We start from the raw sequence: 22,533 nt of genomic DNA, 5'->3' as shown, positions 1-22,533 counted from the left end.
CGCCCCCCGAGGTCGCCTACTGGGCCTCCTCCGCGGGGGCGGGCGGGTGCCGCCGCCACCCCGGGGCCCGCACGGCCGGACCCCCCACCACCACCGCCACGGCGGGGCCCGCCCCGCTCCGCGGGCGGGCACCGCCGTGCCGTAGTAGGCGTCCAGCGCGTACACGCAGCGGTCCTTGGAGCCGACGAAGACCCGGCCGCCGACCGCCACCGGGGAGCCGGTGAGCTCGCCCTTGGTGCCGAGCTCCCAGCGCAGCTGACCGGTCGCCAGGTCCAGGGTGTGCAGGGAGTGGTCCCGGCTGCCCAGGTGCACCAGTCCGTCGGCCACCGCCGGGGAGCCCACGATCTCGCCGCGCGCGGTGTAGCGCCAGCGCTCCCGGCCGGTCGCCGCCTCGAAGGCGTACAGCACCTCGCCGCTGCCCACCAGCACCATGCCGTCCCCGACCACCACAGGCTCGGCGCCCTGGCGGCTGCCGGTGACCCCGCGCCAGCGGTCCAGACCGGTGGCCGCGTCCAGCGCGTAGACGGTGCCCAGGTAGTCGGCCACGTAGACCGCGTCGCCGTCCAGCGCCGGCGGGGTGAACAGCACCACCGGCGCGTCGAAGCGCCAGCGCTCGGCGCCGCTGGCCGCGTCCAGCGCGTACACCCGGGTGCCCGCCGTCACGTACAGCACGCCGCCGCGCTCGACCGGGTGCGAGGGCACGTCCTCGCCGACCTGGAAGGACCAGCGCAGGCCCGTGCCGCGCGGGTCCACGCAGCGCAGCCGCCCGGCGCCGTAGTAGTAGGCGGAGCCGCCCACCAGGACCGGGCCGGACTGCGGGTTCTCGTAGTCCTGCTGGGCGTCGTCCGCGCGCCACAGCTCCGCGCCGGTGGCGGCCGCGCGCAGCTGGACGCCGCCGCCGCGCACGCCGCAGCAGAGCACGCCGTCGGCGGCGGCCAGCGAGTAGACCCAGCCGTCCAGCGAGGTGCGCCAGCGCTCGGTGCCGTCCGCGACGTCCACGGTGTACAGGTGCGGGCCGTCGGCGGCGTGCACCCGGCCGGCGTCCACCGCGAGCGCCCAGGCGACGTCCCGGGTCTTGTAGCGGCGCTCGCCGGAGCCGATGTCCAGCGCGTGCACCTCGAAGCTGGAGACGAAGAGCGTGCCGTCGGCGACCACCGGCGTGCCCCAGACGTCGTTGGACATCCGGAACCGCCACGGGCGCCAGCGGGCGGCCGGAGCCGGGGAGGGCTGCGGGGCCGGGGCCAGCGGGGGCGCCGGCGGCGGGGTCGGCGCCGCCCGGCGGACCCAGTCGGTCGCGGCCGGGGCGGTGCTCGGACCGGGCTGCTCGTGCTCGGCCCGCGGCCCCGGGCCTATCCGCACCGAGGCACCGGACAGCTGCACCTCGACGGCCACGCCGCCGGTGGGCGCCCGGTGCTTGTTCTTGGAGGGGATCTTCGCGGTGGGGATCTCGCCGTCCCCGGCTCCGGGGTGCGACCCGGCGTGCACCGGCCCGGCCGGCGGCGCGTGACCGGCGCCCGGGTAGGTGCGGGGATCGTCCGCGCCGACGGGCTGCGGCGGCGCGGGCGGCTGCTGCGGCGGGGCCTGGAGCGGCGGCTGCCGCGGCGGCTCGGCCGGTCCGGAGTACGGGCGGGGCGCCGGCGCGCTCGGGCGGCGGCCGCGCTTGCGCTCGATCAGCTCCAGCGCGTGGGCGGGCAGCCAGTCGCCGGCCTCGCCGGAGGCGTCGTCCCGGGAGAACAGGTGCGGGGCCAGTTCGGCCTGGATCTGCGCCGGGGTGGGCCGGCGCTCGGGCGCCTGCTGCATGCAGGCGCGGACCAGGTCCATCAGCTCGGGCGCCATGCCGGTCAGATCCGGCTCCTCCCGCAGCAGCTGGAACACCGTCTCGACCGGGTTGGAGCCCCGGTACGGCGGGTGCCCGGTGGCGCAGAAGACCATCAGCGAGCCGAGCGAGAAGACGTCGCTGGCGCCCCGGACCGTCCGGCTGTCCCGGGCCTGCTCGGGGGACATGTAGGCGGGGGTGCCGACCGCGACGTTGGTCATGGTCAGCCGGGTGCTGGAGACCCCGGACGCGATGCCGAAGTCGATCACCTTGGGGCCGTCCTCGACCACCAGGACGTTGGAGGGCTTGAGGTCGCGGTGGATCAGCCCGGCCGCGTGGATGGACTGCAGCGCCTCGGCGATGCCGGCGACCAGCCAGCGGGTGGCCTCCACCGGCAGCGGGCCGCACTCCTCGACCAGGTCCTCCAGCGAGGGCGCCGGGATGTACGCGGTGGCCAGCCAGGGCACCCGGGCGTCCGCGTCGGCGTCCACCACGGCCGCGGTGTAGAAGCCGCCGACCGTCTTGGCCGCCGCGATCTCGCGCGCGAAGCGGACCCGGAACAGCTCGTCCTCGGCCAGCTCCCCCCGGACGGTCTTGATGGCCACCCGGCGCCCGGAGGCGGAGCGCGCCAGGTAGACCAGCCCCATCCCACCCGCGCCGAGCCGCCCCAGCACCTCGAAGGGCCCGATCCGCCTCGGATCGTGCGCCGTCAGCTGGTCCACTCCGCAGCCACCTCCCCGTTGTCCGCACCCGCCGCGTGGTGCCGGACCCGATTCTCCAATGCCGCCCGGCGCAACTCCAACCTCCCCCACCGGGAGACGGACGCCGGACGGCCCGCTGGTCAGCGATGACGGAACGGCCAAATTCTGACGCCCGTTCCGGCCGCGGCTTGCGCGCCCGGGCCCGGACCGTCGACTCGTCACCCCGTGCAGCCGGTCACGCTCTGTCACCCGATCATCCCTCAGCGGACTCGCCGTCACGCTATGGGGTCAAAAGCACACGGGGGGGCTTCAAGAGCGGCTTCGAGGCCCGGTGAATATCCGTCCGAAGTGCTTCGGAGCCCTATAGCAGCCCCCCGTGCGGAGTAATAGTCGCATCACCGAATCGCGCCAAGATCTTGCCACGGTAAGCTGACGGCATGACAGGACAAGTTCGCACCGTCGACGGTCGCGTCGCCGGGCGACGCGGACAGGAGACGCGGCAGAAGCTGCTCGACTGCCTCCGCGAGATGCTCAGCACGTCGCCCTATCGGGACGTCAAGGTCATCGACGTCGCCCGTATGGCGGGTACCTCCCCCGCGACCTTCTACCAGTACTTCCCGGATGTCGAGGGCGCAGTCCTCGAAATCGCCGAGGAAATGGCCAAGGACTCCGACACCCTCAAAGAGCTGGTGGCCGGAAAGTCCTGGGCAGGGAAGTCCGGACCGACCACTTCGGAAGAACTGGTCGACGGATTCCTCGCCTTCTGGCGCAAGAACGACGCCATTCTCCGAGTGGTCACGCTCGGTGCCGCGGAAGGGGACAAGCGGTTCTTCAAGATCCGCATGACCGTCCTCAACTCGGTCGCCAAGCCGCTCGCCGAGGCCGTCAAGGAACTCCAGGCGAAGGGTCAGGCCGACAAGTCGCTCGACCCGAACGCCGTCTCCGGGGCCCTGGTCTCGCTGCTCGCCTCGGCGGCCGAGCACCAGAAGGCCTTCACCTCGTGGGGCGTCAAGGTCAAGGACCTCAAGCCCAACCTCGCTCCCCTGGTGTACCTGGGCGTCACCGGCAAGAAGGCGCCCAAGTAGCACCGTCCGTTCGATCCACCATCCGCTCCGCGCGCAGCCCCGGCCTCCTGTCCGGGGAACGACGGACGGCGGCCGTGTCCTCGGGGGAGGTCCGCCGACGTACCGCACGCGCGCCAGACATGCCGGTGGGCGGGCCCCCCTCACACAGGGTGCCCGCCCACCGGCATGTCCGGCCCCAGCGGGCGGACCCGACCCGAACCGCCGGGTCAGAGCTCCCCGGAGGCGAGCGGACGAATCACGGGCAGCGGACGACCTGGCCGGCGTAGGCGAGGCCGCCGCCGAAGCCGAAGAGCAGGACCGGGTCGCCCGGGGAGAGCTCGCCGCGCTCGACCAGCTTGGAGAAGGCGAGCGGGATGGAGGCGGCCGAGGTGTTGCCGGAGTCGACCACGTCCCGGGCCACCACCGCGTCGCCGAGGCCCAGCTTGGCGGCGATCGCGTCGATGATCCGCAGGTTGGCCTGGTGCGGGACGAAGCCCTTCAGCTCCGACGGGTCCAGCCCGGCCCGCGCGCAGGCCTCACGGGCCAGCGGGGCGAGCTGGGTGGTGGCCCAGCGGAACACCGACTGGCCCTGCTGGCTGATCACCGGGTCCCAGCCGGTGATCACCACGGCGTCGCCCCGTTCCGGCTCGGAGCCCCAGACCACCGGCCCGATGCCCGGTTCGGCGCCCTCCTCCTGGGCCTCGACCACCGCGGCGCCCGCGCCGTCGCCGAAGATCACACAGGTGGAGCGGTCGGTCCAGTCGAGCGTGTCGGACATCCGCTCGGCGCCGATCACGAGGGCGCGCCGGGCCGCGCCGGCCCGGATCGCGTGGTCGGCGGTGGCGAGCGCGTAGGAGAAGCCGGAGCAGACCGTGTTGATGTCGTACGCGGCGGGCGAGCGGACTCCCAGCCGGGCGGCCACCGCGGCGGCGGTGTTGGGGCTGCGCTCGATCGCGGTGCAGGTGGCGACGACGACCAGGTCGATCTCCGCCGCGGTCCGGCCGCTCCTGGCCAGGGCCTTCTGGGCGGCTTCGGTGGCGAGGTCGACCAGGGTCTCGCTCTCGGCGATGTGCCGGGTGCGGATGCCGACACGGGTGCGGATCCACTCGTCGTCGGTGTCGACGAGTGCCGCCAGGTCGTCGTTGGAGAGGACCTTGGGGGGCTGGTAGTGGCCGAGTGCCACAATGCGCGAACCGCTCATGCTGCCATGGAACCGGGTTACCCGCTGGTCAGCCGGGCATGACCGGCTACAGGATCCGCACCGCCGATCTGTAGGGGCTCCACAAGGGCCTTGCGGCGCCTGGGGTCAGGCGTCCGCCGAGGTCAGGCGGCCAGCGAGGCCGCGTCGCCCATCACGATCACCGGGTGGGCGGCCGGGTCCAGGGTACGGATCAGCTGGGCCATCTTGTCCTCGGGTATCGACACGCAGCCGTGGGTGGGGCCGTCGTGGTCGACGTGCAGCCAGATGCCGCCGCCCTTCTTGGCACCCATCGGGCGGCGCATGTCGAGCGGGGAGCTGCCGGCGACCCGGTTGTAGTTGATCGCGACCACGTAGTCGAAGGAGCCGGCCAGCTGGTCGCCGAAGAAGCCCGTCCCGGAGACCACGAAGCTCGGGTCCTTGTCGTACGGGAGCTTGCTGCCGGGGTTGTCGTTGCGGCCGCCGGCGTCGGTGAGGTCGAAGACGCCGATCGGGCTTCGCAGGTCGCCCTCGTTGTGGTCGGTGGTCCAGCCGTTCTTGCCGTTGTGGCCCTGCCAGGTCTCCCCGGCGAGCCAGCGGCCCTCGGGGGTGCGGGTCCACAGCGTGACGCTGTTCTTGTCGGTGTCCTTGCCCTGGCCGCTGGCGACCACGACCTGGGTGGTGGCGGCGGGGATCTTCGCGGTGAAGGCGGCACCGAGGCCGGGTATCGCGGTCAGCGAGCCGTCCGGGCGGGTCTCGCCCCGGCCGGCGGCCGGGGCCGCGGACTGCCGGTCGGTGGCGGCCTGGACGGCGGCGGGGGCGGGCGGTGCGGGGTGGTCGGGCTTGCTGACGCCCTCCGGCCCGGGGCCGTCGGCCGCGGTGGCGACGGACTTGGCGCCGTCCTGGCCGACGGTGTACCAGCCGGCGGCGGCCGCGACCAGCAGAGCGGTGCCGGCCATCACCGCCTTGCCGTGACGTTTCTGCTTGGCCTTGCGCCGCCGGCCCCGGGCGGCGGCCCGGCCACCCGGCGCGGGGGTCGCGGCAGGGGTCACCGAGGCGAGGGGCACCGGGGCGGGCGGTACCACGGGCGCGAACTCCTCGTGGACCGGCTCCTGGAACTCCTGGTACGGCTCGTGGACCGGCTCCCGGAACTCCTGGTACGGCTCGTGGACCGGCTCCCGGTACGCCTGGTACGCCGGCTGGGGCTCGGCGGCGTACCCCTGGAACGGCTCGTCGTACGCCTCGAAGTACCCGTCAGCGGTCCGCCCGTACTCGCCGGGGTAGCCCTGCTGGTACGGCTCGTACGCGCTGTACGGCGCCTCGTTCGACTGCTGCGGCACCCCGTACACCGGCTCCTGCATCGGCTCGTACGGCGGGTACTCGGTGGCGCGATGAGAACCGGACATGCCGTCGATCCTGCCAAACGCCGTACCCGTTGGTAAACCCGGGTCGCGTGCGGGGCCCGTGAAGACGCCGCCGCCCGGGCCGCGGCTGCGGTCCGGGCGGCGGGGAGTGCGCAGGTCAGAGGCGCATCGCCTGCGGGGTCTCGCGACGCGTCAGGTCCGGGCCGTCGTACTCGCGGATGACCTCGTAGCGGGTGTTGCGCTCCACCGGGCGGAAGCCGGCGTCCCGGATCAGGCCGAGCAGGTCCTCGCGGCCGAGCTTGTTCGGGGTGCCGAAGTTGTCCGCGTCGTGGGTGATCTTGTACTCGACCACCGAGCCGTCCATGTCGTCCGCGCCGTGGCTGAGCGCCAGCTGCGCGGTGGTCACGCCGTGCATCACCCAGAAGACCTTGACGTGCGGGACGTTGTCGAAGAGCAGCCGGGAGACCGCGAAGGTCTTCAGCGCCTCGGCGCCGGTCGCCATCTCGGTACGGGCCATCAGCTTGTTGCGCACGACGCCGTCCTTGGAGTCGTGGAAGTCGTGCTGGTAGCGCAGCGGGATGAAGACCTGGAAGCCGCCGGTCTCGTCCTGCAGTTCGCGCAGCCGCAGGACGTGGTCGACCCGGTGGCGGGGCTCCTCGATGTGGCCGTACAGCATGGTGCAGGGCGTCTTGAGGCCCTTGCTGTGGGCGAGGCGGTGGATCCGCGACCAGTCCTCCCAGTGGGTGTCGTGGTCGACGATGTGCCGGCGGACCTCCCAGTCGAAGATCTCCGCGCCGCCGCCGGTCAGCGACTCCAGGCCGGCGTCGATCAGCTCGTCGAGGATCTCGTCCGCGGACAGGCCGCTGATCTTCTCGAACCAGTGGATCTCGGTGGCGGTGAAGGCCTTCAGCGAGACGTTCGGCAGAGCCGCCTTCAGCTCCCGCAGCGAGCGCGGGTAGTAGCGCCACGGCAGGGTCGGGTGCAGCCCGTTGACGATGTGCAGCTCGGTGAGGGACTCGCTCTCCATCGCCTTGGCGAGGCGGACGGCCTCCTCGATGCGCATCGTGTAGGCGTCCTTCTCGCCCGGCTTGCGCTGGAACGAGCAGTACGCGCAGGACGCGCTGCACACGTTGGTCATGTTGAGGTGGCGGTTGACGTTGAAGTGGACGACGTCGCCGTTCTTCCGCGTCCGCACGTGGTGGGCCAGTCCGCCCAGCCAGGCCAGGTCGTCGCTCTCGTAGAGCGCGATCCCGTCCTCGCGGGTCAGTCGCTCACCCGCGTAGACCTTCGCCTCCAGCTCGCGCTTGAGCCCTGCGTCCATGCGGTGACCCGCCTCCTCCGACATTCGATTCCTTGCCGGAGACGAGGTTACGCCTATGCGGAGAGCAGCTCCGCGAGCAGACCCGGGTCGATGTTGCCGCCGCTGACCACGGCCGCCACGGTCTGGCCCCCGGTCTCGGCGGCCCGGTGGAAGTAGGCGGCCGGGGCGACCGCACCGGACGGCTCGGCGACCAGCCGGCCGCGGCGGGCCAGCAGGGCGACGGTGGCGCGGATCTCGTCCTCGGTGACCGTGACGATGTCGTCCACGTAGGCAGTGATGTGCTCGTACGGCAGGACGCCGACCGAGGGGGTGCGCAGCCCGTCCGCGATGGTCCGGTAGGTGTCCGCGACCGGCCACTCCACCCGGCGCCCGGCGCGCAGGCTCGCCCGGGCGTCGGCGGCCAGCTCCGGCTCCACACCGATCACCCGGACGCCCGGGCGGGTGAGCTTGAGCGCGGCCGCCGTTCCGCCGATCAGTCCGCCGCCGCTGACCGGCACCAGGACGGTGTCCAGCTCGGCCGGGGCGTCCTCGGCGATCTCCAGACCGACGGTGCCCTGGCCCGCGACGATGAACGGGTCGTCGTACGGCGGCACCCAGACGTAGCCGTGCCGGTCGGCCAGCTCGCCGGGCAGGTCGTCCCGCTCCGCGGGCGGCACCAGGATCACCTCGGCACCGTACGAGCGGGTGGCCTCCACCTTCACCGCGGGCGAGGTGTCCGGCATCACGATCACGGCCTTGATGCCGAGCAGCTGAGCCGCGTACGCGACCGCCTGCGCGTGGTTGCCGCTGGACTGGGCGACCACGCCGCGGGAACGCTCGTCCGCGGTCAGCGCGGCCAGCCGGTTGTAGGCGCCGCGGGTCTTGAAGGCCCCGGTCGGCTGGAGGTTCTCGGGCTTGAGCCAGAGCCGCCGCTCGCCCTCGGACGCCCAGGGCGCGGGAACCAGCGGGGTGCGTACCGCCACCCCCGCGATCCGCTGCCGGGCAGCGCGCAGCTCCTCCAGACCGACCAGTGCCATGCGTCACTCTCCTACAGGAGGAAGCTCACTCACCCGGTTCTCCCACTTCGTGGAGAGTACGACGGTGGTGCGCGTTCTGGCCACGCCCTTCGTGCCCGAGATCCGCTTCACCACCGACTCCAGGCCGGCCACGTCGGCCACCCGGACCTTGAGCATGTAGGAGTCGTCACCCGCGATGAACCAGCAGTCCTCGACCTCGTTGAGGTCCTTCAGCCGGAACGCGACGTCCTCGTGGTCGGCCGCGTCGGTGAGCTGAAGGCCGATCAGGGCCGTGACGCCGAAGCCGAGCGAGGCCGGATTGACCGTCGCGCGGTAGCCGGTGATCACACCGGCCTGCTCCAGGCGGTTGATGCGGTCCGTGACGCTCGGGCCGGAGAGTCCGACCAGTCGGCCCAGCTCGGCGTAGGACGCACGGCCGTTCTCCCGGAGCGCCTGGATGAGCTGTCTGTCCACCGTGTCCATATACCGTCCGCGTCCTTCCGAACCTCACCAGACCCACAGATCATTATCCGGATTCAAAGGCGCCGTGCGCTGACCGACCCGGATATCGCAGAGAAGATACTCTCCCGCCCTCGGTCTCCTTACTCCCCCTCAGCCCGATCGCCGCCCCCGCCGTCCTGCTTGCGGGCGGCCGCGCCCAACTCGCCCTCCCAGCGCAGGTACAGGGAATGCGGCACGTCGACGGCGTCCAGCACCCGCCCGGCCACGAAATCCACGAGTTCGCGCACGGTGGAGCCGCCGGCGTAGAAACCGGGTGACGCGGGCAGCACGACCGCGCCCTGCGCGTCCAGTTCCACCAAGTGCTTCAACGTCACCCCGTTGAGTGGTGTCTCGCGCACGCACACGACCAGCGGACGGCGCTCCTTGAGGGTGACGCTGGCCACCCGCTGCAGCAGGTCCTTGCTCAGGCCGAGCGCGATCCCGGCCACCGCGCCGGTGGTCGCGGGGACCACCAGCATGCCCTTGGCGGGGTACGAGCCGCTGGACGGGCCGGCCGCGAAGTCCCCGGCCGGCCAGTAGCGGACGTCGTCCAGGCCGTCCTCCGTCCCGAGCCAGCGCGCGAGGTCGGCGCGCCAGTGGGCGTCCCGGAAGGAGATGCCGGTCTCGTCCAGGATGGTGAGCCGGGCGGCCCGGCTGACGATCAGGTCCACCGCCTCACCGGCGGCGAGCAGCGCCCGGATCACCGAGGCCGCGTACGGCGTCCCCGACGCTCCAGAGACCCCGACCACCCACGGCTGACGCTTCGCAGTTCCCATGGGGCAATTCTGTCCCGCCCCACCTGCGACTTCGGCGCGGGGACGGCCGAGCGGCCCCGCGGCGGCGCGCCCCCTGGGAGGATGGGCGCATGGCAGCGACCCTCGTCGACCTCACCCATCAGGTGACCACCGCGATGCCGGTCTATCCCGGCGATCCGGCCGTCCTGCTGGAGCCCGCGCTCACCACCGCCACCGCCGGGGTGAACGTGCTGGCCCTGCACCTCGGCTCGCAGTCCGGGACGCACGTGGACGCGCCGTACCACGTGGACGTCACCTGGCCGACCCTGGACGGGCTGCCGCTGGAGCGGTTCACCGGCCCGGCCGTGGTGGCCGACCTGCGCGGACTGGAGCCCCGTGCGGCCGTCACCCCCGAACTGCTGGCGCCCGCGCTGGAGCGCTGCGGCGAGGGCTCCGTCCTGCTGCTGGCCACCGGCTGGGTCCGGCACTGGGGCACCGACGCCTACCTGGCCCACCCCAGCCTGACCCCGGCCGCCGCCGAGGCGATCGTGGCCGCCGGGGTGCGGACGGTCGGCGTGGACGCGCTGAGCGTGGATCCCACCCCCGACCCGGGGCCGGACGACCGGGCGGTGGCCGCGCTGCTCGCCGACCTCACCGACGAGCACGACGGGCCCGACCCGGCCCTGGAGGAGCCGACGCTGGCGGCCCACCGGGTGCTGCTGGGGGCGGAGGGCGGCGGGGTGATCGCCGAGAACCTGACCGACCTGCGGGCGCTGCTGGAGGCGCAGGAGGCCGGCCGGCCGGTCGAGGTGTCGCTGTTCCCGTTGCGGCTGGTGGCGGCGGACGGGGCGCCGGTACGGGCGGTGGCGCGGCTGGGCTGAGGGCGGGTCCGGACCCGCTCGGGAGCCCGCCCGGCAAGGGACTTGGTCTAGACCATCCCCCGGTGGCGCCACTAGGCTGTCCGGCCATGGCTGAGATCATCGGAGTGGTCGAGCGGCTCTGGCGCTACCCCGTGAAGTCCACCGGCGGTGAACGGCTGGACGCCGTGGACGTCGACCTGCGCGGCCTGGCCGGCGACCGCCTCTACGCCGTCCGCGGCGCCTCCGGCAGACTCGGCTCGGGCAAGAACACCCGCCGCCTCCGCCGGATGGACGGTCTGCTCCGGCTCTCCGCCCGCCTCGGCCACCGGATCGACGGCCCAGAACTGTTCGACCCGCTCGGCCGCCCCGTCGACCAGCCGACCGCCTTCCTGCGCGCCTACCTCCAGCGCGAGGACGTCGAACTCGCCCGCGAGGACGCCGTCTCGCACTTCGACCGGCTGCCGGTCAGCCTGCTCACCACCGCCACCCTGGACTGGGTCCGCGAGGCCGTCCCGTTCGCCGTGGTGGACGAACGCCGCTTCCGCCCCAACATCGTGCTGCGCACCCCGCCGGGCACCCCGCCCTTCGTCGAGGACACCTGGTTCGGCCGCCGGGCCGGCGGCGAGGCCCGGGACAGCGCCCGCTTCGCCTTCGTCGCCTCCAGCGAGCGCTGCGCGATGTCCGGCGCCGCGCAACCCGGGCTGCCGCACGCCCCCGAGATCCTCAAGGCGATCGTGCACGCCCACGACGGCCGGCTCGACGCCCTCGCCGAGGTCGCCGCTCCGGGGCGGCTGCGGCTGGGCGACCGGCTGGTGCTGGACTGAGCCTCCGAGTGAGTTTCGGTACGAATCCGCAGGTCAGAGCAGCTTCTGAGATTCTCCGAAAAAACTTTGAACCCACCTGCAACCCGCGTGCCCCTCGCACGTCTATGTCAGTGAGCGGCGGGGGAACCCGCCGGAGCGGCCCGCAGGCGACACCGGGGCACCACCCCGGACCTCGGGTCCGACCATGACCGCGCTGATCGACCGGCGGCAGCATGCCGCCGGTGCAACACCCTGGGGGGTATTCAGAATGTCCGTCGTGCGCGCACGCCGTTCCCGCTCCACCGTCCTCACCGCCGCCACCCTGGGCGTCCTGCTGGCGACCGGCGCCGTCGTGGCCTCCCCGGCCGCCTACGCCGCCGACGCCCCGGCCGCCACCGCCACCGCCACCGCGGAGCCGACCGCCAAGGCCACGGCCGACAAGCTGTCGCTGCAGGTCGACGCGCCCGCGTCGGTCGGCCGCGGCGGGCAGCCGGTCGAGTTCACCGAGACCGTCACCAACTCCGGCACCGCCGACGCCTCGTTCAAGCTGCGGGTCAAGGCCACGACCGAGGCCAGCCCCGTCGCGTACCAGGCCATCAAGGTCGACTACCGCGACACGGACGGCACCTGGAAGCCCGTCACCGACACGGTGCCCGGCCTGACCGTCGCCGCCGGCGCCACCAGGACCGTCCAGCTCCGCCTCACCACCGGGCTCAACTCCTACTGGACCGACCAGGTGTCCACCGTGAAGCTCAGCTCCGCCGTCCTCGACGCGGCCGGCACCACCGTCCTCGCCGAGAGCACCAAGAACGTCTCCGCCGAGTACGTGACCCTGGAGGTCGGGAACGCCCCGACCACCGCCGTCATCGGCGGCGCGCCGGTCGAGTTCGACGTCACCATCAAGAACCCCAGCGCCTCCCGGTTCACCAACGTCTCCAAGGTCCTGCAGGCCGACAAGTCCAGCACGCTCCAGATGCAGAAGACGGACGGCAGCTGGCAGACCCTCACCGGCACCTCCCTCCACGCCGACGGAGACCTCCTCTACCAGCTCGCGGACGACCAGAACCTGGCGCCCGGCGAGACCTTCACCCGGCACCTGCGCCTCGGCTTCACCGGCGACGCCAAGGTCGGCACGACGTACGTCCACCCGCGGGCGCTGCTCGACCAGGGCAGCAACTACTCGCCCGTCGCGGTCGGCCCCCAGTACATCGCGATCAACCTCACCGGCTCCCCGCTGGGCCTGTCGGTGCAGGAGCCGGCGTCGATCGGCAACGGCGGCAAGCCCGTCGAGTTCACCGAGACCGTCACCAACTCGGGCGGCGCCGACGCGCCGTTCAACCTGAACCTCGACGCGAGCAACCCGGCCGCCCGCAGCGACGGCCGCATCACCCTGGAGTCCCGCGACGCCGACGGCACCTGGAAGCCGGTCGGGCTCACCTTCAAGCAGCAGCCCGACGGCTTCCACTTCGTCGGCTCGCTCGTCGGCGTGACCGTCCCGGCCCACGGCACCAAGACCCTTCAGCTGCGCATCGCCGCGCCGCTCAACAACGACTGGGCCGGCCAGAGCGGCACCGTCAAGCTCTCCTCGGCCGTTCTCGACCAGGCCGGGCAGAACGTCCTCGCCGACAGCACCAAGGACATCGCGCTCAAGGCCCTCGACGTGCGGACCAAGGGCGCGCCCACCACCGCCGTTCCCGGCGGGGCCCCGGCCGAGTTCGACATCAGCTTCACCAACGCCAGCGCCTCGGCCTACGACAACGTGTCGCCCATCGTCCAGACCGACCGGCGCAGCACCCTCCAGGTGCAGAAGGCCGACGGCAGCTGGGAGAACATCACGGGCGTCCCGACCCCTCAGCCGGGCGCCGACCAGGTCGTCTACCACCTCACCGCGGACAAGAACCTGCCCGCCGACACCACCGTCACCAAGCACGTCCGCCTCGGCTTCACCGACGGCGTGCCGCTCGGCCGGACGTACGTCAACGCCGTGGCCGTCCTCGGCGAGGGCACCGACCACCCCGCCTCCGTCGGCCCCCAGGGCTTCGCCGTCGACCTCAACACCACCCCGGCCACCGGCACCGACAAGGGCGCCGCCGACGGCGGCACCAACGCCGTCAAGACCGGCCTCACCAGCACCTCCGGTGACGGCGCCGATGCCACCGGAGCCACCACCGGCACCACCGACACCACCACCGACACCCAGCTGGCGGGCGGCTCGCTCGCCCACACCGGCTCGGACGGCATGCTGGCGGCCGCCGCTGCCGCGGCCGGCCTGCTCGCCAGCGGCATCGGCGCGATCTTCTTCGCGCGTCGCCGCCGCAACGCCTGATCCCCGCTCCGAAGAGCGCCGAGCCCCGGCTCCCCGGCACTGTCCGGGGGCCGGGGCTCGGCGCGTCTCAGCCCCGGACGAGGCAGAAGGGATGCCCGGCCGGGTCGGCGTAGACCCGCCAGCCGCCGGCGTCGTGGAGCCGTACGGCGCCGAGGGCGAGGACTTCGGGCTCGGCGGCGTCGAGGTCCGCCACGTCGATGTCCAGGTGCGCCTGCTGGGGGTGCTCCGGGCCGGGCCAGCTGGGCGGGCTGTGGTCGGCGACGGCCTGGAAGCAGAAGACCGTGCCGTCGTCGAGGTGCAGGGTGGACCAGCCGGGCCCGAGGGACCAGCGCCGGTCCGGGCGGTCGACCTCGCCGCCGAGTACGGCGGCGTAGAAGCGGGCGAGCACGGCCGGGTCCGGGCAGTCCAGCACCAGGCACTGCAGTGTGCCGATCACAGCTCTCCTCCGGGGGCGCTCTCGTCGGATCCGGACGGGGCGACCGCCCTCAGGTAGGCCTCGGTGAAGAGGTCGATGGTCTCCTCCAGCGACGGCAGGCCGGTGCCGAGGGTGGCTTCGAGCACCGGCCGCATCAGGACCCGGCTGAGCAGCGGGCCCAGCAGCAGCTGCACCAGCACCGGGAGCGGCAGCGGTCGCACCCGGCCGGCCTCGACGTGGGGCAGCAGCACCCTGCCGAGGCCGTCGACGATCCGCGGCATGTGGACCGCCATCATCCGGGCGGCGGGCCCGTCGGGGCGGCTGAGCAGGTCGGCGAAGACCGCCGGGATGATCCGCGGCTCGTCGGCGAGGCTGGCGAGGAAGGTGTGGTGCAGCGCCCGGACGGCGTCCTCCAGGTGCTCGGGCGGATCGGCCGCCAGCACCTCCAGGTCCGGCAGCGGGCCGTACTGCAGGAAGACGGCGGCGAGCAGGCCGTCCCGGCCCTCGAAGACGGTGTGCAGGCTGGGCAGCGAGCACTCCGCGCGATCGGCGACCGCGTCCAGGGTGATCGCGCCGAGGCCGCGTTCGGCCACCAGGTGGGCCGCCGCCTCGATCGCGCGCTCCCGCACCGGCCGTCGCCCGCCCGGGTCGACGCCGGCCCGCCGGACCGCTTCGTCCAGCGCGGCCCGGGAGCCGCCGAGCCGGCGCAGCAGCGTGCTGCGCGAGACGCCGGCCGCCGTCGCGATCGCGGTCAGCGGGACGTCCGCGACGTCCTGGCCCCGCTCCTTCGCCGCCCTGAGGGCGGCCGCCACCAGATCCTCCATGTGGAGCATCGTACTACTTGACACCTGAGACGGTTCCACAGATGCTCTATATACGAGTTCCAAGCGGAACCGGTAAGGGGACCGAGGGGAGAAAGCCATGAGCGTCGTCGTCTCCGGGGGCGGACCGGCCGGAATGATGCTGGGCCTGATGCTCGCCCGGGCGGGCGTCGAGGTGACCGTGCTGGAGAAGCACGCCGACTTCCTGCGCGACTTCCGCGGCGACACCGTCCACGCCTCCACCGTGCGGCTGATGGACGAACTCGGCCTCGGCCGGAAGTTCGCCGCACTGCCGCAGAGCCGGCTCGGCAACCTGGTGCTGCCGCTGCCCGGCGTCGGCACCGTCGCGCTGAGCGCCTTCGACAGGCTGCCCGCGCCGTACAACTACATCGCGATGATGCCGCAGTGGGACCTGCTCAACTTCCTGGCCGAGGAGGCGAAGCAGGAGCCCACCTTCACCGTGCGGATGAACACCGAGGCGACCGGGCTGCTGCGGGAGGGCGGCCGGGTGGTCGGCGTGCGCTACCGCACCCGGGACGGCGAGGAGGGCGAGATCCGCGCCGACCTCACCGTCGCCGCCGACGGTCGGCACTCCGCCCTGCGCCGGGAGGCCGGCCTCGCCCCCGAGGAGTACCCGGTGCCCTTCGACGTCTGGTGGTTCCGCCTCCCCCGGCACGCCCACGAGCAGGCCGCGCCGCCCAACCTCGCCCCCGGTTTCGGCGACCGCGAGATGGCGCTCAGCCTCACCCGCTCCGACTTCTTCCAGATCGCGTACTTCAACTCCAAGGGCTCCGACGCCCGGCTGCGCGCCGAGGGCATCGAGCGCTTCCGCGCCCGGATCGCCCGCGTCCTGCCCCAGTACGCCGACCGGGTCGACCAGTTGGCGAGCCTGGACGACGTCCACCTGCTCGACGTCAGGCTCAACCGGCTGGACCGCTGGTACGTCGACGGGCTGCTGCTGATCGGCGACGCCGCCCACGCGATGTCCCCGGCCGGCGGCGTCGGCATCAACCTCGCCATCCAGGACGCCGTCGCCGCCGCCACCCTGCTCGCCGACCCGCTCCGGCGCGGCCGCCCGACCGTCGCCGCCCTGGCCCGGGTCCAGCAGCGCCGCTGGTGGCCCACCGTGGTCATGCAGCGGCTCCAACGGGTCCTGCACGGCGTGATGTTCGCCCCGGTGCTGTCCGGACGCCGCTCCGGCCCGCCCACCGGCTTCGCCGTGCTCTCCCGCCGGGTGCCCGCGGTCCGGCTCGCCCTCTCCCGCCTCATCGCCCTCGGGCCGCGCCCCGAACACGCCCCGGCCTTCGCCCGGCGGCCCACCGCCTGAACCCGCGAACGCCGCGTCCCGGACCGGCCGTTCGGACGGGCGGTTTCCGGGGAACGACCACCGGCATGACGATCCCTCACCGCGTGACCGGCACCGGCGACCACCACGTCCTCGTCCTGCACGACTGGTTCGGCACCAGCGCGGGCTGGGGTCCCTTCCTCGACTACCTCGACGGCAGGGCCTTCAGCTACGCCTTCCTCGACTACCGCGGCTACGGCGAGCGCAAGGACGTCGCCGGCGCGTACACCCTCGCCGAGATCGCCGCCGACGCCCTCGCCCTCGCCGACCAGCTCGGCTGGGACCGCTTCTCGTTGGTCGGCCACTCGATGGGCGGCAAGGCGGCCCAGCAGGTCCTCGCCGAGGCGCCGCTGCGGGTGCGCAAGCTGGTCGGCCTGGCTCCGGTGCCGGCCGGGGCCTACCCCCTGGACGAGGCCGGGGAGGCGCTGTTCTACGGCGCCGCCGAGGACCGGGAGAAGCGGTACGCGATCCTCGACCTGGTCACCGGCCAGCGGGCCGGGCGGGTCTGGCTGGAACGGATGGTCGACCAGTCGCTGCGGCTGTCGAACACCGAGGCCTTCGGCGGGTACGTCCGGGACTGGGCCACGGCCGACCTGGAGCGCCGGATCAGCGGGAACCCGGTACCGGTCAAGGTGATCGTCGGCGAGCACGACCTCGCCCTGACCGCCGACGTCATGCGGGGCACCTGGCTGGAGCACTACCCCAACGCGGAGCTGGAGGAGCTCGGCGGCAGCGGGCACTATCCGATGTACGAGGCGCCGGTCGCCCTGGCGTCGTCGCTGGAGTCCTTCCTGCACAACTGACGCGCAGGCTTCACTCGTTCGGGTGAGTTCACGCTCGGGAGCGGGGATGTGTAGCAGGCTCCTCCCCGTAACCGGTCAGCCGCCCGAGCGAAAGAGGAAGCCATGTCCGCCGCCATCCCCACGGACCTCAAGTACACCAGGGACCACGAGTGGGTCCTGCTGCAGGGCAAGACCGCCCGCGTGGGCATCACCGACTACGCGCAGAGGCAGCTCGGCGACATCGTCTTCGTCGAACTCCCCAAGGAGAAGGACAAGCTCGAACTCGGCCGACCGTTCGGCTCGGTGGAGTCGGTCAAGTCGGTGAGCGAGCTCTACGCCCCGCTGTCCGGAACGGTCGCCAAGGTGAACGAGGGCCTGAACGACGAACCCGAGGACGTCAACGGCGACCCGTACGGCGACGGGTGGATGATCGAGCTGACGCTCACCGGCACCGACGAGTCGAAGCAGCTGCTCACCGCGGCCGAGTACGAGGCCTACCTCAAGGAGGAGTGACCCGGCCCCGGAGGCGACGCGGCGCCCGCCGGACCTCCGGCGGGCGCCGCGGGGTCAGACGCCGAGACCGCGGACGAGCAGGTCGACCAGGGCGAAGAAGAACAGCGAGATGCCGACGAAGCTGTTGGTCTGGAAGAAGGCCCGGTTGAGCCTGGACAGGTCGTTGGGGCGGACGATGGTGTGCTCGTAGACGAAGGCGCCGGCGACGACCAGCAGGCCGATCCAGAACGCCGGGCCGGCGTGGGTGAGGACCGCGAACCAGCCGAGCAGCAGCGTGGTGAGGACGTGGCAGACCCGGGCGCCCCGGATCGCGGCCGGGACGCCGAAGCGGGCCGGCGGGGAGCCGACACCGGTCTCCCGGTCGGACTCGACGTCCTGGCAGGCGTAGATCAGGTCGAAGCCGCCGATCCAGATGCCGACCGCGACGCCCAGCACCACGGCCTCCCAGGACCAGCTGCCGGTCACCGCGAGCCAGGCGCCCACCGGGCCCATGGCCTGGGCCAGGCCCAGGATGGCCTGCGGGAAGTTGGTGAACCGCTTGCCGTACGGGTAGACGACCATGGGCACCACTGCCACCGGGGCGAGGGCCAGGCAGAGCGGGTTGAGCATCGCCGCCGCGCCGAGGAACACGACCAGGGCGACCGCCGACCCGACGTACGCGGTTTTCAACGACACGGCGCCGGTGACCAGTTCGCGCCCGGCCGTACGCGGGTTCCGGGCGTCGAGCTCGCGGTCGATGATCCGGTTGGCGGCCATCGCGAAGGTGCGCAGGCCGACCATGCAGACGGTGACGATGAACAGCTCGCCCCAGTGCACCCGCCGGTCGGCCAGGAACATGGCGGTCAGTGCGGCGATGTAGGCGAAGGGCAGGGCGAAGACCGAGTGCTCGATCATCACCAGGCGCAGGAACGCCCTCGTGCGCCCCGGGGTTTCCACCGCGGCCGTGCTCACAGTCCGTACTCCTTCCAGCGACGCGAGACCAGGGCGGCCGTGGCCGGGTCCGAGGACACCATCTCCGGCCAGCCGCCGTCCCGGGTGTAACCCTCCTCGGGGAGCTTGCGGGTCGCGTCGATGCCCGCCTTGCCGCCCCAGAACTGCTGGTAGGAGGCGTGGTCGAGGTGGTCGACCGGGCCCTCGACCACGGTGAGGTCGCGGCTGTAGTCGACGTTGCCGAACGCCCGCCAGGCGACCTCCTGGTAGTCGTGGACGTCGCAGTCGGAGTCCACCACGATGATCAGCTTGGTGAGCGACATCATGTGGGCGCCCCAGATCGCGTGCATCGTCTTCTGGGCGTGCTTGGGGTACTTCTTGTCGATCGAGACGATCACGCAGTTGTGGAAGCCGCCGGCCTCGGGCAGGTCGTAGTCGACGATGTCCGGGATGATGATCTTCAGCAGCGGGAGGAAGAACCGCTCGGTGAACTTGCCCAGCGGGCCGTCCTCCGTCGGCGGGCGGCCGACCACGATGGACTGCAGGATCGGACGGCGGCGCATCGTCACGCAGTCGATCGTCAGCGCAGGGAAGGGCTCCTGCGGGGTGTAGAAGCCGGTGTGGTCGCCGAACGGGCCCTCGGGGAGCATCTCGCCGGGCTCCAGCCAGCCCTCCAGGACGACCTCGGCGTCGGCCGGGACCTGCAGCGGGACGGTCTTGCAGTCGACCATCCGCACCCGCTCGCCCGCGATGAAGCCGGCGAACAGGTACTCGTCGATGTCGCCGGGCAGCGGCGCGGTGGCCGCGTAGGTGACGGCCGGCGGGCAGCCGAAGGCGATCGCGACCGGGAGCCGCTCGCCGCGCTTCGCCGCGACCGCGTAGTGGTTGCGGCTGTCCTTGTGGATCTGCCAGTGCATCCCGATGGTGCGGCGGTCGTGCCGCTGGAGCCGGTAGAGGCCGAGGTTGCGGATGCCGGTGTCCGGGTCCTTGGTGTGGGTCAGGCCCAGGTTGAAGAAGGAGCCGCCGTCCAGCGGCCAGGTGAAGAGGGCGGGCAGCTCGTCCAGGTTGACGTCGTCGCCGGTGAGCACGACCTCCTGGACCGGGGCGTCGCCGGACTTCACGTGCCGGGGCGGGACGTGCGCCATCGAGGCGAGCTTGCCGAAGGCGTCCCGGAAGCCGGTGAAGCCCTGCGGCAGCTCCGGCTTGAGCAGGCCGGCGATCTTCTCGGAGATGTCCTCCGGGCCCTTGAGGCCGAGCGACTTGGCGAGGCGCCGTTCGGTGCCGAAGACGTTCATCGCGAGCGGCATCGACGAGCCCTTGACGTTCTCGAACAACAGCGCCGGGCCCTTGGCCTTCTGCACCCGATCGACGATCTCGCCGATCTCCAGGTGGGGGTCCACCTCCGCCTTGATGCGCTTGAGGTCGCCCTCGCGGTCGAGGGCCCGGAGAAACGAGCGGAGATCGTCGTATGCCATGCCTGTCAGTATCCGCCACCCGATAGCCTGGCTTGCGTCAAGGGCCCGGGAAGGCGCCCGCCGCTACCGCCCTCGACGGGGGGAGATCGCAGCCGTGCTGAGGATTCTTCTGACCATCGTCCTGCCTCTCGCGCTGTGGGTGTGGGCGTTCGTCGACTGCCTGGTGACGCCCGAGGCCGAGGTGAAGCACCTGCCGAAGCCGATCTGGCTGATCGTGGTGCTGCTCTTCCCGCCGCTCGGCCCGATCGCCTGGCTGGTGGCCGGCAAGCGGCGCGGCTTCCTGCCGTCCGGCGCGCCGGACGGGCGGCCGGGGCAGTCGGCCGCCGAGGGCCGGGCGGGGTACGGCGCCGCGCGGGGCGGCCGTCCGCTCGCGCCGGACGACGATCCGGAGTTCCTCGCGTCCCTCGGGAACGGGTCGTTGAAGGGGAACGACAAGGATCACGAGGACATGCTCAAGCAGTGGGAGGCCGATCTGCGCCGCCGGGAGCGCGAGCTGCGCGGCGGGGACGAGCCCGAGGACGGGCGAAAGGGCTGATCGGAGCGGTGGGCCCCCTCCCCCGGACAACCCACCCGGCCGACCGCGGGTGGGCTGCGGTGTTTTTGGCGCTTCCCTACGACTGGGGACCCTCCGGCACGAATCGGTCCGTTCCCGGCGTCCTGGTCGAGCGGCACTGTAGCCGGACTCCAGATTGCCGTTCTACAGTGCGGTGAGACAGCCCTGACCTGCGCTTTTCTTCATGCTCAGATCATCGGACCATCATCCGTCCGACCACTCGCAGTATTCGAACGACCACCGAGCGCGCCCACCTCGACCCGACCGCTTCTGTACAGGCCTCACAGCTAAACGAACTCGACCTTGTACGGAATCGACGCCGAAACCAGCGCACGGCCCCTCGTACAGTCATAAGTGAAGAAGTTGATTCGCAGCTGGGGGCAGAGCAGACGTTGGCTGTCGGACAGTTCCCTCACCCTTGGAGTGGTTCGAGATGACGGTTGTGCATGAGGCGCCGGTCGGCGACGAGGTCCCCGAGGTCCCGGTCGACGCCAAGGGGCGGGTCGCCGAGCTCCACGAGCTCCGCGAGAAGGTGCGTCGCGGCCCGAGCGAGAAGGCCACGGAGGCCCAGCACGCGAAGGGCAAGCTGACCGCCCGCGAGCGCATCGAGCTGCTGCTGGACGAGGGCTCCTTCCGCGAGGTCGAGCCGCTGCGCCGGCACCGCGCCCAGGGCTTCGGCCTGGAGGCCAAGAAGCCGCACACCGACGGCGTGATCGTCGGCTGGGGCACCGTGCACGGGCGCACCGTGTTCACCTACGCGCACGACTTCCGGATCTTCGGCGGCGCCCTGGGCGAGGCCCACGCGCAGAAGATCCACAAGATCATGGACATGGCCATCGCGGCCGGCGCCCCGCTGGTCTCGCTGAACGACGGCGCCGGCGCCCGCATCCAGGAGGGCGTCACCGCCCTGGCCGGCTACGGCGGCATCTTCCAGCGCAACACCAAGGCCTCCGGGGTCATCCCGCAGATCTCGGTGATGCTCGGCCCGTGTGCCGGCGGCGCCGCGTACTCCCCCGCGCTGACCGACTTCGTCTTCATGGTCCGCGAGACCTCGCAGATGTTCATCACCGGCCCGGACGTGGTCCAGGCGGTGACCGGCGAGAAGATCAGCCAGAACGGCCTGGGCGGCGCCGACGTGCACGCCGGCGTCTCGGGCGTCTCGCACTTCGTCTACGACGACGAGCAGTCCTGCATCGAGGAGGTCCGCTACCTCCTGTCGCTGCTGCCGCAGAACAACCGCGAGATGCCGCCGTCCGTGGTCAGCGAGGACCCGGTCGAGCGCCGCAACGACAGCCTGCTGGACCTGGTGCCCGCCGACGGCAACCGCCCGTACGACATGCGCAAGGTGATCGAGGAGATCGTCGACCACGGCGAGTACCTGGAGGTCCACGAGCGCTGGGCGACCAACGTGCTGTGCGTGCTGGCCCGGGTCGACGGCCACGTCACCGGCATCATCGCCAACCAGCCCCAGTCGCTGGCCGGCGTACTGGACATCAACGCCAGCGAGAAGGCCGCGCGCTTCGTCCAGATGTGCGACGCCTTCAACATCCCGCTGGTCACCCTGCTGGACGTCCCCGGCTTCCTGCCCGGCGTCGACCAGGAGCACGGCGGCATCATCCGCCACGGCGCCAAGCTGCTGTACGCGTACTGCAACGCCACCGTGCCGCGCATCTCGCTGATCCTGCGCAAGGCCTACGGCGGCGCGTACATCGTGATGGACTCCCGCTCCATCGGCGCGGACCTGTCCTACGCCTGGCCGACCAACGAGATCGCGGTGATGGGTGCCGAGGGCGCCGCCAACGTCATCTTCCGCCGCGAGATCAACGCCGCCGAGGACCCGGACGCCATGCGGGCCCAGAAGATCAAGGAATACAAGAACGAGCTGATGCACCCGTACTACGCGGCCGAGCGCGGCCTCGTGGACGACGTCATCGACCCGGCCGAGACGCGCCAGGTGATCGCCTCCGCGCTGGCCATGCTCCGCACCAAGCACGCCGACCTGCCGAGCCGCAAGCACGGCAACCCGCCGATGTAACG

20 protein-coding genes are annotated in these 22,533 nt (G+C 72.3%); 9 read left to right on the top strand and 11 right to left on the bottom strand.

Going from position 1 to position 22,533, the window contains the following annotated elements:
* A partial coding sequence (locus ACIRVF_RS29750; RefSeq protein WP_402824391.1) for a PQQ-binding-like beta-propeller repeat protein occupies positions 1 to 2,538 on the bottom strand: 2,538 nt, incomplete at its 3' end.
* Positions 2,539 to 2,954: 416 nt separating this feature from the next.
* Between ACIRVF_RS29750 and ACIRVF_RS29745 the strand changes: the two genes are divergently transcribed.
* On the top strand, positions 2,955 to 3,602 hold the full coding sequence (locus tag ACIRVF_RS29745) for a TetR family transcriptional regulator (RefSeq protein ID WP_030284205.1): 648 nt from the start codon (positions 2,955 to 2,957) through the stop codon (positions 3,600 to 3,602).
* A 235-nt stretch (positions 3,603 to 3,837) separates the two neighbouring features.
* On the opposite strand, the gene ACIRVF_RS29740 is transcribed toward ACIRVF_RS29745, so the two are convergent.
* From ACIRVF_RS29740 to ACIRVF_RS29715, 6 genes are all read right to left on the bottom strand, one after another.
* Positions 3,838 to 4,782, bottom strand: a complete 945-nt coding sequence (locus ACIRVF_RS29740; RefSeq protein ID WP_402824388.1) for a beta-ketoacyl-ACP synthase III — start codon at positions 4,780 to 4,782, stop codon at positions 3,838 to 3,840.
* A gap of 122 nt (positions 4,783 to 4,904) precedes the next feature.
* The gene (locus ACIRVF_RS29735; RefSeq protein ID WP_402824385.1) at positions 4,905 to 6,164 is read right to left on the bottom strand and encodes a L,D-transpeptidase family protein; all 1,260 of its coding nucleotides are present in this window, start codon (positions 6,162 to 6,164) and stop codon (positions 4,905 to 4,907) included.
* 115 nt (positions 6,165 to 6,279) lie between these two features.
* Entirely contained in the window at positions 6,280 to 7,443 is a 1,164-nt protein-coding gene (gene mqnE, locus ACIRVF_RS29730) for an aminofutalosine synthase MqnE (protein ID WP_402824382.1), read from the bottom strand.
* 53 nt (positions 7,444 to 7,496) lie between these two features.
* Complete coding sequence (locus ACIRVF_RS29725) at positions 7,497 to 8,459, bottom strand: threonine/serine dehydratase (protein ID WP_402824380.1); 963 nt, start codon at positions 8,457 to 8,459, stop codon at positions 7,497 to 7,499.
* A 3-nt stretch (positions 8,460 to 8,462) separates the two neighbouring features.
* Complete coding sequence (locus ACIRVF_RS29720) at positions 8,463 to 8,921, bottom strand: Lrp/AsnC family transcriptional regulator (RefSeq protein WP_030055719.1); 459 nt, start codon at positions 8,919 to 8,921, stop codon at positions 8,463 to 8,465.
* A gap of 119 nt (positions 8,922 to 9,040) precedes the next feature.
* Entirely contained in the window at positions 9,041 to 9,715 is a 675-nt protein-coding gene (locus ACIRVF_RS29715; protein ID WP_402824377.1) for a UbiX family flavin prenyltransferase, read from the bottom strand.
* Between the two features lie 89 nt (positions 9,716 to 9,804).
* On the opposite strand from ACIRVF_RS29715, the gene ACIRVF_RS29710 reads away from it, so the two are divergent.
* The 3 genes from ACIRVF_RS29710 to ACIRVF_RS29700 all read left to right on the top strand — a co-directional run bounded on the left by ACIRVF_RS29710 (position 9,805) and on the right by ACIRVF_RS29700 (position 13,662).
* Positions 9,805 to 10,554 carry a cyclase family protein gene (locus ACIRVF_RS29710; RefSeq protein WP_402824374.1) on the top strand — a complete coding sequence of 250 codons (750 nt, stop codon included), beginning with the start codon at positions 9,805 to 9,807 and terminating at the stop codon, positions 10,552 to 10,554.
* An 86-nt stretch (positions 10,555 to 10,640) separates the two neighbouring features.
* Positions 10,641 to 11,357 (top strand): MOSC domain-containing protein, encoded by a 717-nt coding sequence (locus tag ACIRVF_RS29705; RefSeq protein WP_402824371.1) that lies wholly within the window; start codon positions 10,641 to 10,643, stop codon positions 11,355 to 11,357.
* Between the two features lie 256 nt (positions 11,358 to 11,613).
* The gene (locus tag ACIRVF_RS29700) at positions 11,614 to 13,662 is read left to right on the top strand and encodes an LPXTG cell wall anchor domain-containing protein (RefSeq protein WP_402824368.1); all 2,049 of its coding nucleotides are present in this window, start codon (positions 11,614 to 11,616) and stop codon (positions 13,660 to 13,662) included.
* Positions 13,663 to 13,729: 67 nt separating this feature from the next.
* Here the strand turns inward: ACIRVF_RS29700 and ACIRVF_RS29695 are convergent, their stop codons facing one another.
* Positions 13,730 to 14,098, bottom strand: a complete 369-nt coding sequence (locus tag ACIRVF_RS29695) for a VOC family protein (RefSeq protein WP_402824365.1) — start codon at positions 14,096 to 14,098, stop codon at positions 13,730 to 13,732.
* Positions 14,095 to 14,901, bottom strand: a complete 807-nt coding sequence (locus ACIRVF_RS29690) for a TetR/AcrR family transcriptional regulator (RefSeq protein ID WP_402824362.1) — start codon at positions 14,899 to 14,901, stop codon at positions 14,095 to 14,097. Before ACIRVF_RS29690 ends, ACIRVF_RS29695 begins: the two co-directional genes overlap by 4 nt.
* A gap of 97 nt (positions 14,902 to 14,998) precedes the next feature.
* Here ACIRVF_RS29690 and ACIRVF_RS29685 point away from each other — a divergent pair, with 97 nt between their 5' ends.
* The 3 genes from ACIRVF_RS29685 (at position 14,999) to gcvH (ending at position 17,538) form a co-directional block, all read left to right on the top strand.
* Positions 14,999 to 16,225 carry an FAD-dependent oxidoreductase gene (locus ACIRVF_RS29685; protein ID WP_402824359.1) on the top strand — a complete coding sequence of 409 codons (1,227 nt, stop codon included), beginning with the start codon at positions 14,999 to 15,001 and terminating at the stop codon, positions 16,223 to 16,225.
* Between the two features lie 65 nt (positions 16,226 to 16,290).
* Positions 16,291 to 17,046 (top strand): alpha/beta fold hydrolase, encoded by a 756-nt coding sequence (locus ACIRVF_RS29680; protein ID WP_402824357.1) that lies wholly within the window; start codon positions 16,291 to 16,293, stop codon positions 17,044 to 17,046.
* A 102-nt stretch (positions 17,047 to 17,148) separates the two neighbouring features.
* A complete protein-coding gene (gene gcvH, locus ACIRVF_RS29675) occupies positions 17,149 to 17,538 on the top strand; it encodes a glycine cleavage system protein GcvH (protein ID WP_402824354.1) in 390 nt (129 codons plus the stop codon).
* 54 nt (positions 17,539 to 17,592) lie between these two features.
* On the opposite strand, the gene mqnP is transcribed toward gcvH, so the two are convergent.
* Positions 17,593 to 18,489 carry a menaquinone biosynthesis prenyltransferase MqnP gene (gene mqnP, locus ACIRVF_RS29670; protein ID WP_402824351.1) on the bottom strand — a complete coding sequence of 299 codons (897 nt, stop codon included), beginning with the start codon at positions 18,487 to 18,489 and terminating at the stop codon, positions 17,593 to 17,595.
* Positions 18,486 to 19,943 carry a menaquinone biosynthesis decarboxylase gene (locus tag ACIRVF_RS29665; RefSeq protein WP_402824348.1) on the bottom strand — a complete coding sequence of 486 codons (1,458 nt, stop codon included), beginning with the start codon at positions 19,941 to 19,943 and terminating at the stop codon, positions 18,486 to 18,488. The genes mqnP and ACIRVF_RS29665 overlap by 4 nt, the downstream gene beginning before the upstream one ends.
* 94 nt (positions 19,944 to 20,037) lie before the next feature.
* Here ACIRVF_RS29665 and ACIRVF_RS29660 point away from each other — a divergent pair, with 94 nt between their 5' ends.
* Together ACIRVF_RS29660 and ACIRVF_RS29655 are read left to right on the top strand one after the other, a co-directional pair.
* The gene (locus tag ACIRVF_RS29660) at positions 20,038 to 20,478 is read left to right on the top strand and encodes a PLD nuclease N-terminal domain-containing protein (RefSeq protein WP_402824345.1); all 441 of its coding nucleotides are present in this window, start codon (positions 20,038 to 20,040) and stop codon (positions 20,476 to 20,478) included.
* Between the two features lie 451 nt (positions 20,479 to 20,929).
* A complete protein-coding gene (locus tag ACIRVF_RS29655) occupies positions 20,930 to 22,531 on the top strand; it encodes an acyl-CoA carboxylase subunit beta (protein ID WP_402824342.1) in 1,602 nt (533 codons plus the stop codon).
* Positions 22,532 to 22,533 lie beyond the last annotated feature (2 nt).

Origin of the sequence: Kitasatospora sp. NPDC101157 (genome assembly GCF_044768255.1) — a bacterium.
Lineage (GTDB): Bacteria > Actinomycetota > Actinomycetes > Streptomycetales > Streptomycetaceae > Kitasatospora.
The sequence above is the reverse complement of the archived record's forward strand: the minus strand, read 5'-3'. Positions and strand labels throughout refer to the sequence as shown.

Excerpts from the sequence above, each read along its gene's own strand:
- gcvH (WP_402824354.1), top strand. The coding sequence starts at position 17,149 with ATGTCCGCCGCCATCCCCACGGACCTCAAGTACACCAGGGACCACGAG.
- ACIRVF_RS29745 (WP_030284205.1), top strand. The coding sequence starts at position 2,955 with ATGACAGGACAAGTTCGCACCGTCGACGGTCGCGTCGCCGGGCGACGC.
- ACIRVF_RS29740 (WP_402824388.1), bottom strand. The coding sequence starts at position 4,782 with ATGAGCGGTTCGCGCATTGTGGCACTCGGCCACTACCAGCCCCCCAAG.
- ACIRVF_RS29690 (WP_402824362.1), bottom strand. The coding sequence starts at position 14,901 with ATGGAGGATCTGGTGGCGGCCGCCCTCAGGGCGGCGAAGGAGCGGGGC.
- ACIRVF_RS29705 (WP_402824371.1), top strand. The coding sequence starts at position 10,641 with ATGGCTGAGATCATCGGAGTGGTCGAGCGGCTCTGGCGCTACCCCGTG.
- ACIRVF_RS29655 (WP_402824342.1), top strand. The coding sequence starts at position 20,930 with ATGACGGTTGTGCATGAGGCGCCGGTCGGCGACGAGGTCCCCGAGGTC.
- ACIRVF_RS29715 (WP_402824377.1), bottom strand. The coding sequence starts at position 9,715 with ATGGGAACTGCGAAGCGTCAGCCGTGGGTGGTCGGGGTCTCTGGAGCG.
- ACIRVF_RS29665 (WP_402824348.1), bottom strand. The coding sequence starts at position 19,943 with ATGGCATACGACGATCTCCGCTCGTTTCTCCGGGCCCTCGACCGCGAG.
- ACIRVF_RS29725 (WP_402824380.1), bottom strand. The coding sequence starts at position 8,459 with ATGGCACTGGTCGGTCTGGAGGAGCTGCGCGCTGCCCGGCAGCGGATC.
- ACIRVF_RS29710 (WP_402824374.1), top strand. The coding sequence starts at position 9,805 with ATGGCAGCGACCCTCGTCGACCTCACCCATCAGGTGACCACCGCGATG.
- mqnE (WP_402824382.1), bottom strand. The coding sequence starts at position 7,443 with ATGGACGCAGGGCTCAAGCGCGAGCTGGAGGCGAAGGTCTACGCGGGT.
- ACIRVF_RS29720 (WP_030055719.1), bottom strand. The coding sequence starts at position 8,921 with ATGGACACGGTGGACAGACAGCTCATCCAGGCGCTCCGGGAGAACGGC.
- ACIRVF_RS29680 (WP_402824357.1), top strand. The coding sequence starts at position 16,291 with ATGACGATCCCTCACCGCGTGACCGGCACCGGCGACCACCACGTCCTC.
- ACIRVF_RS29735 (WP_402824385.1), bottom strand. The coding sequence starts at position 6,164 with ATGTCCGGTTCTCATCGCGCCACCGAGTACCCGCCGTACGAGCCGATG.
- ACIRVF_RS29685 (WP_402824359.1), top strand. The coding sequence starts at position 14,999 with ATGAGCGTCGTCGTCTCCGGGGGCGGACCGGCCGGAATGATGCTGGGC.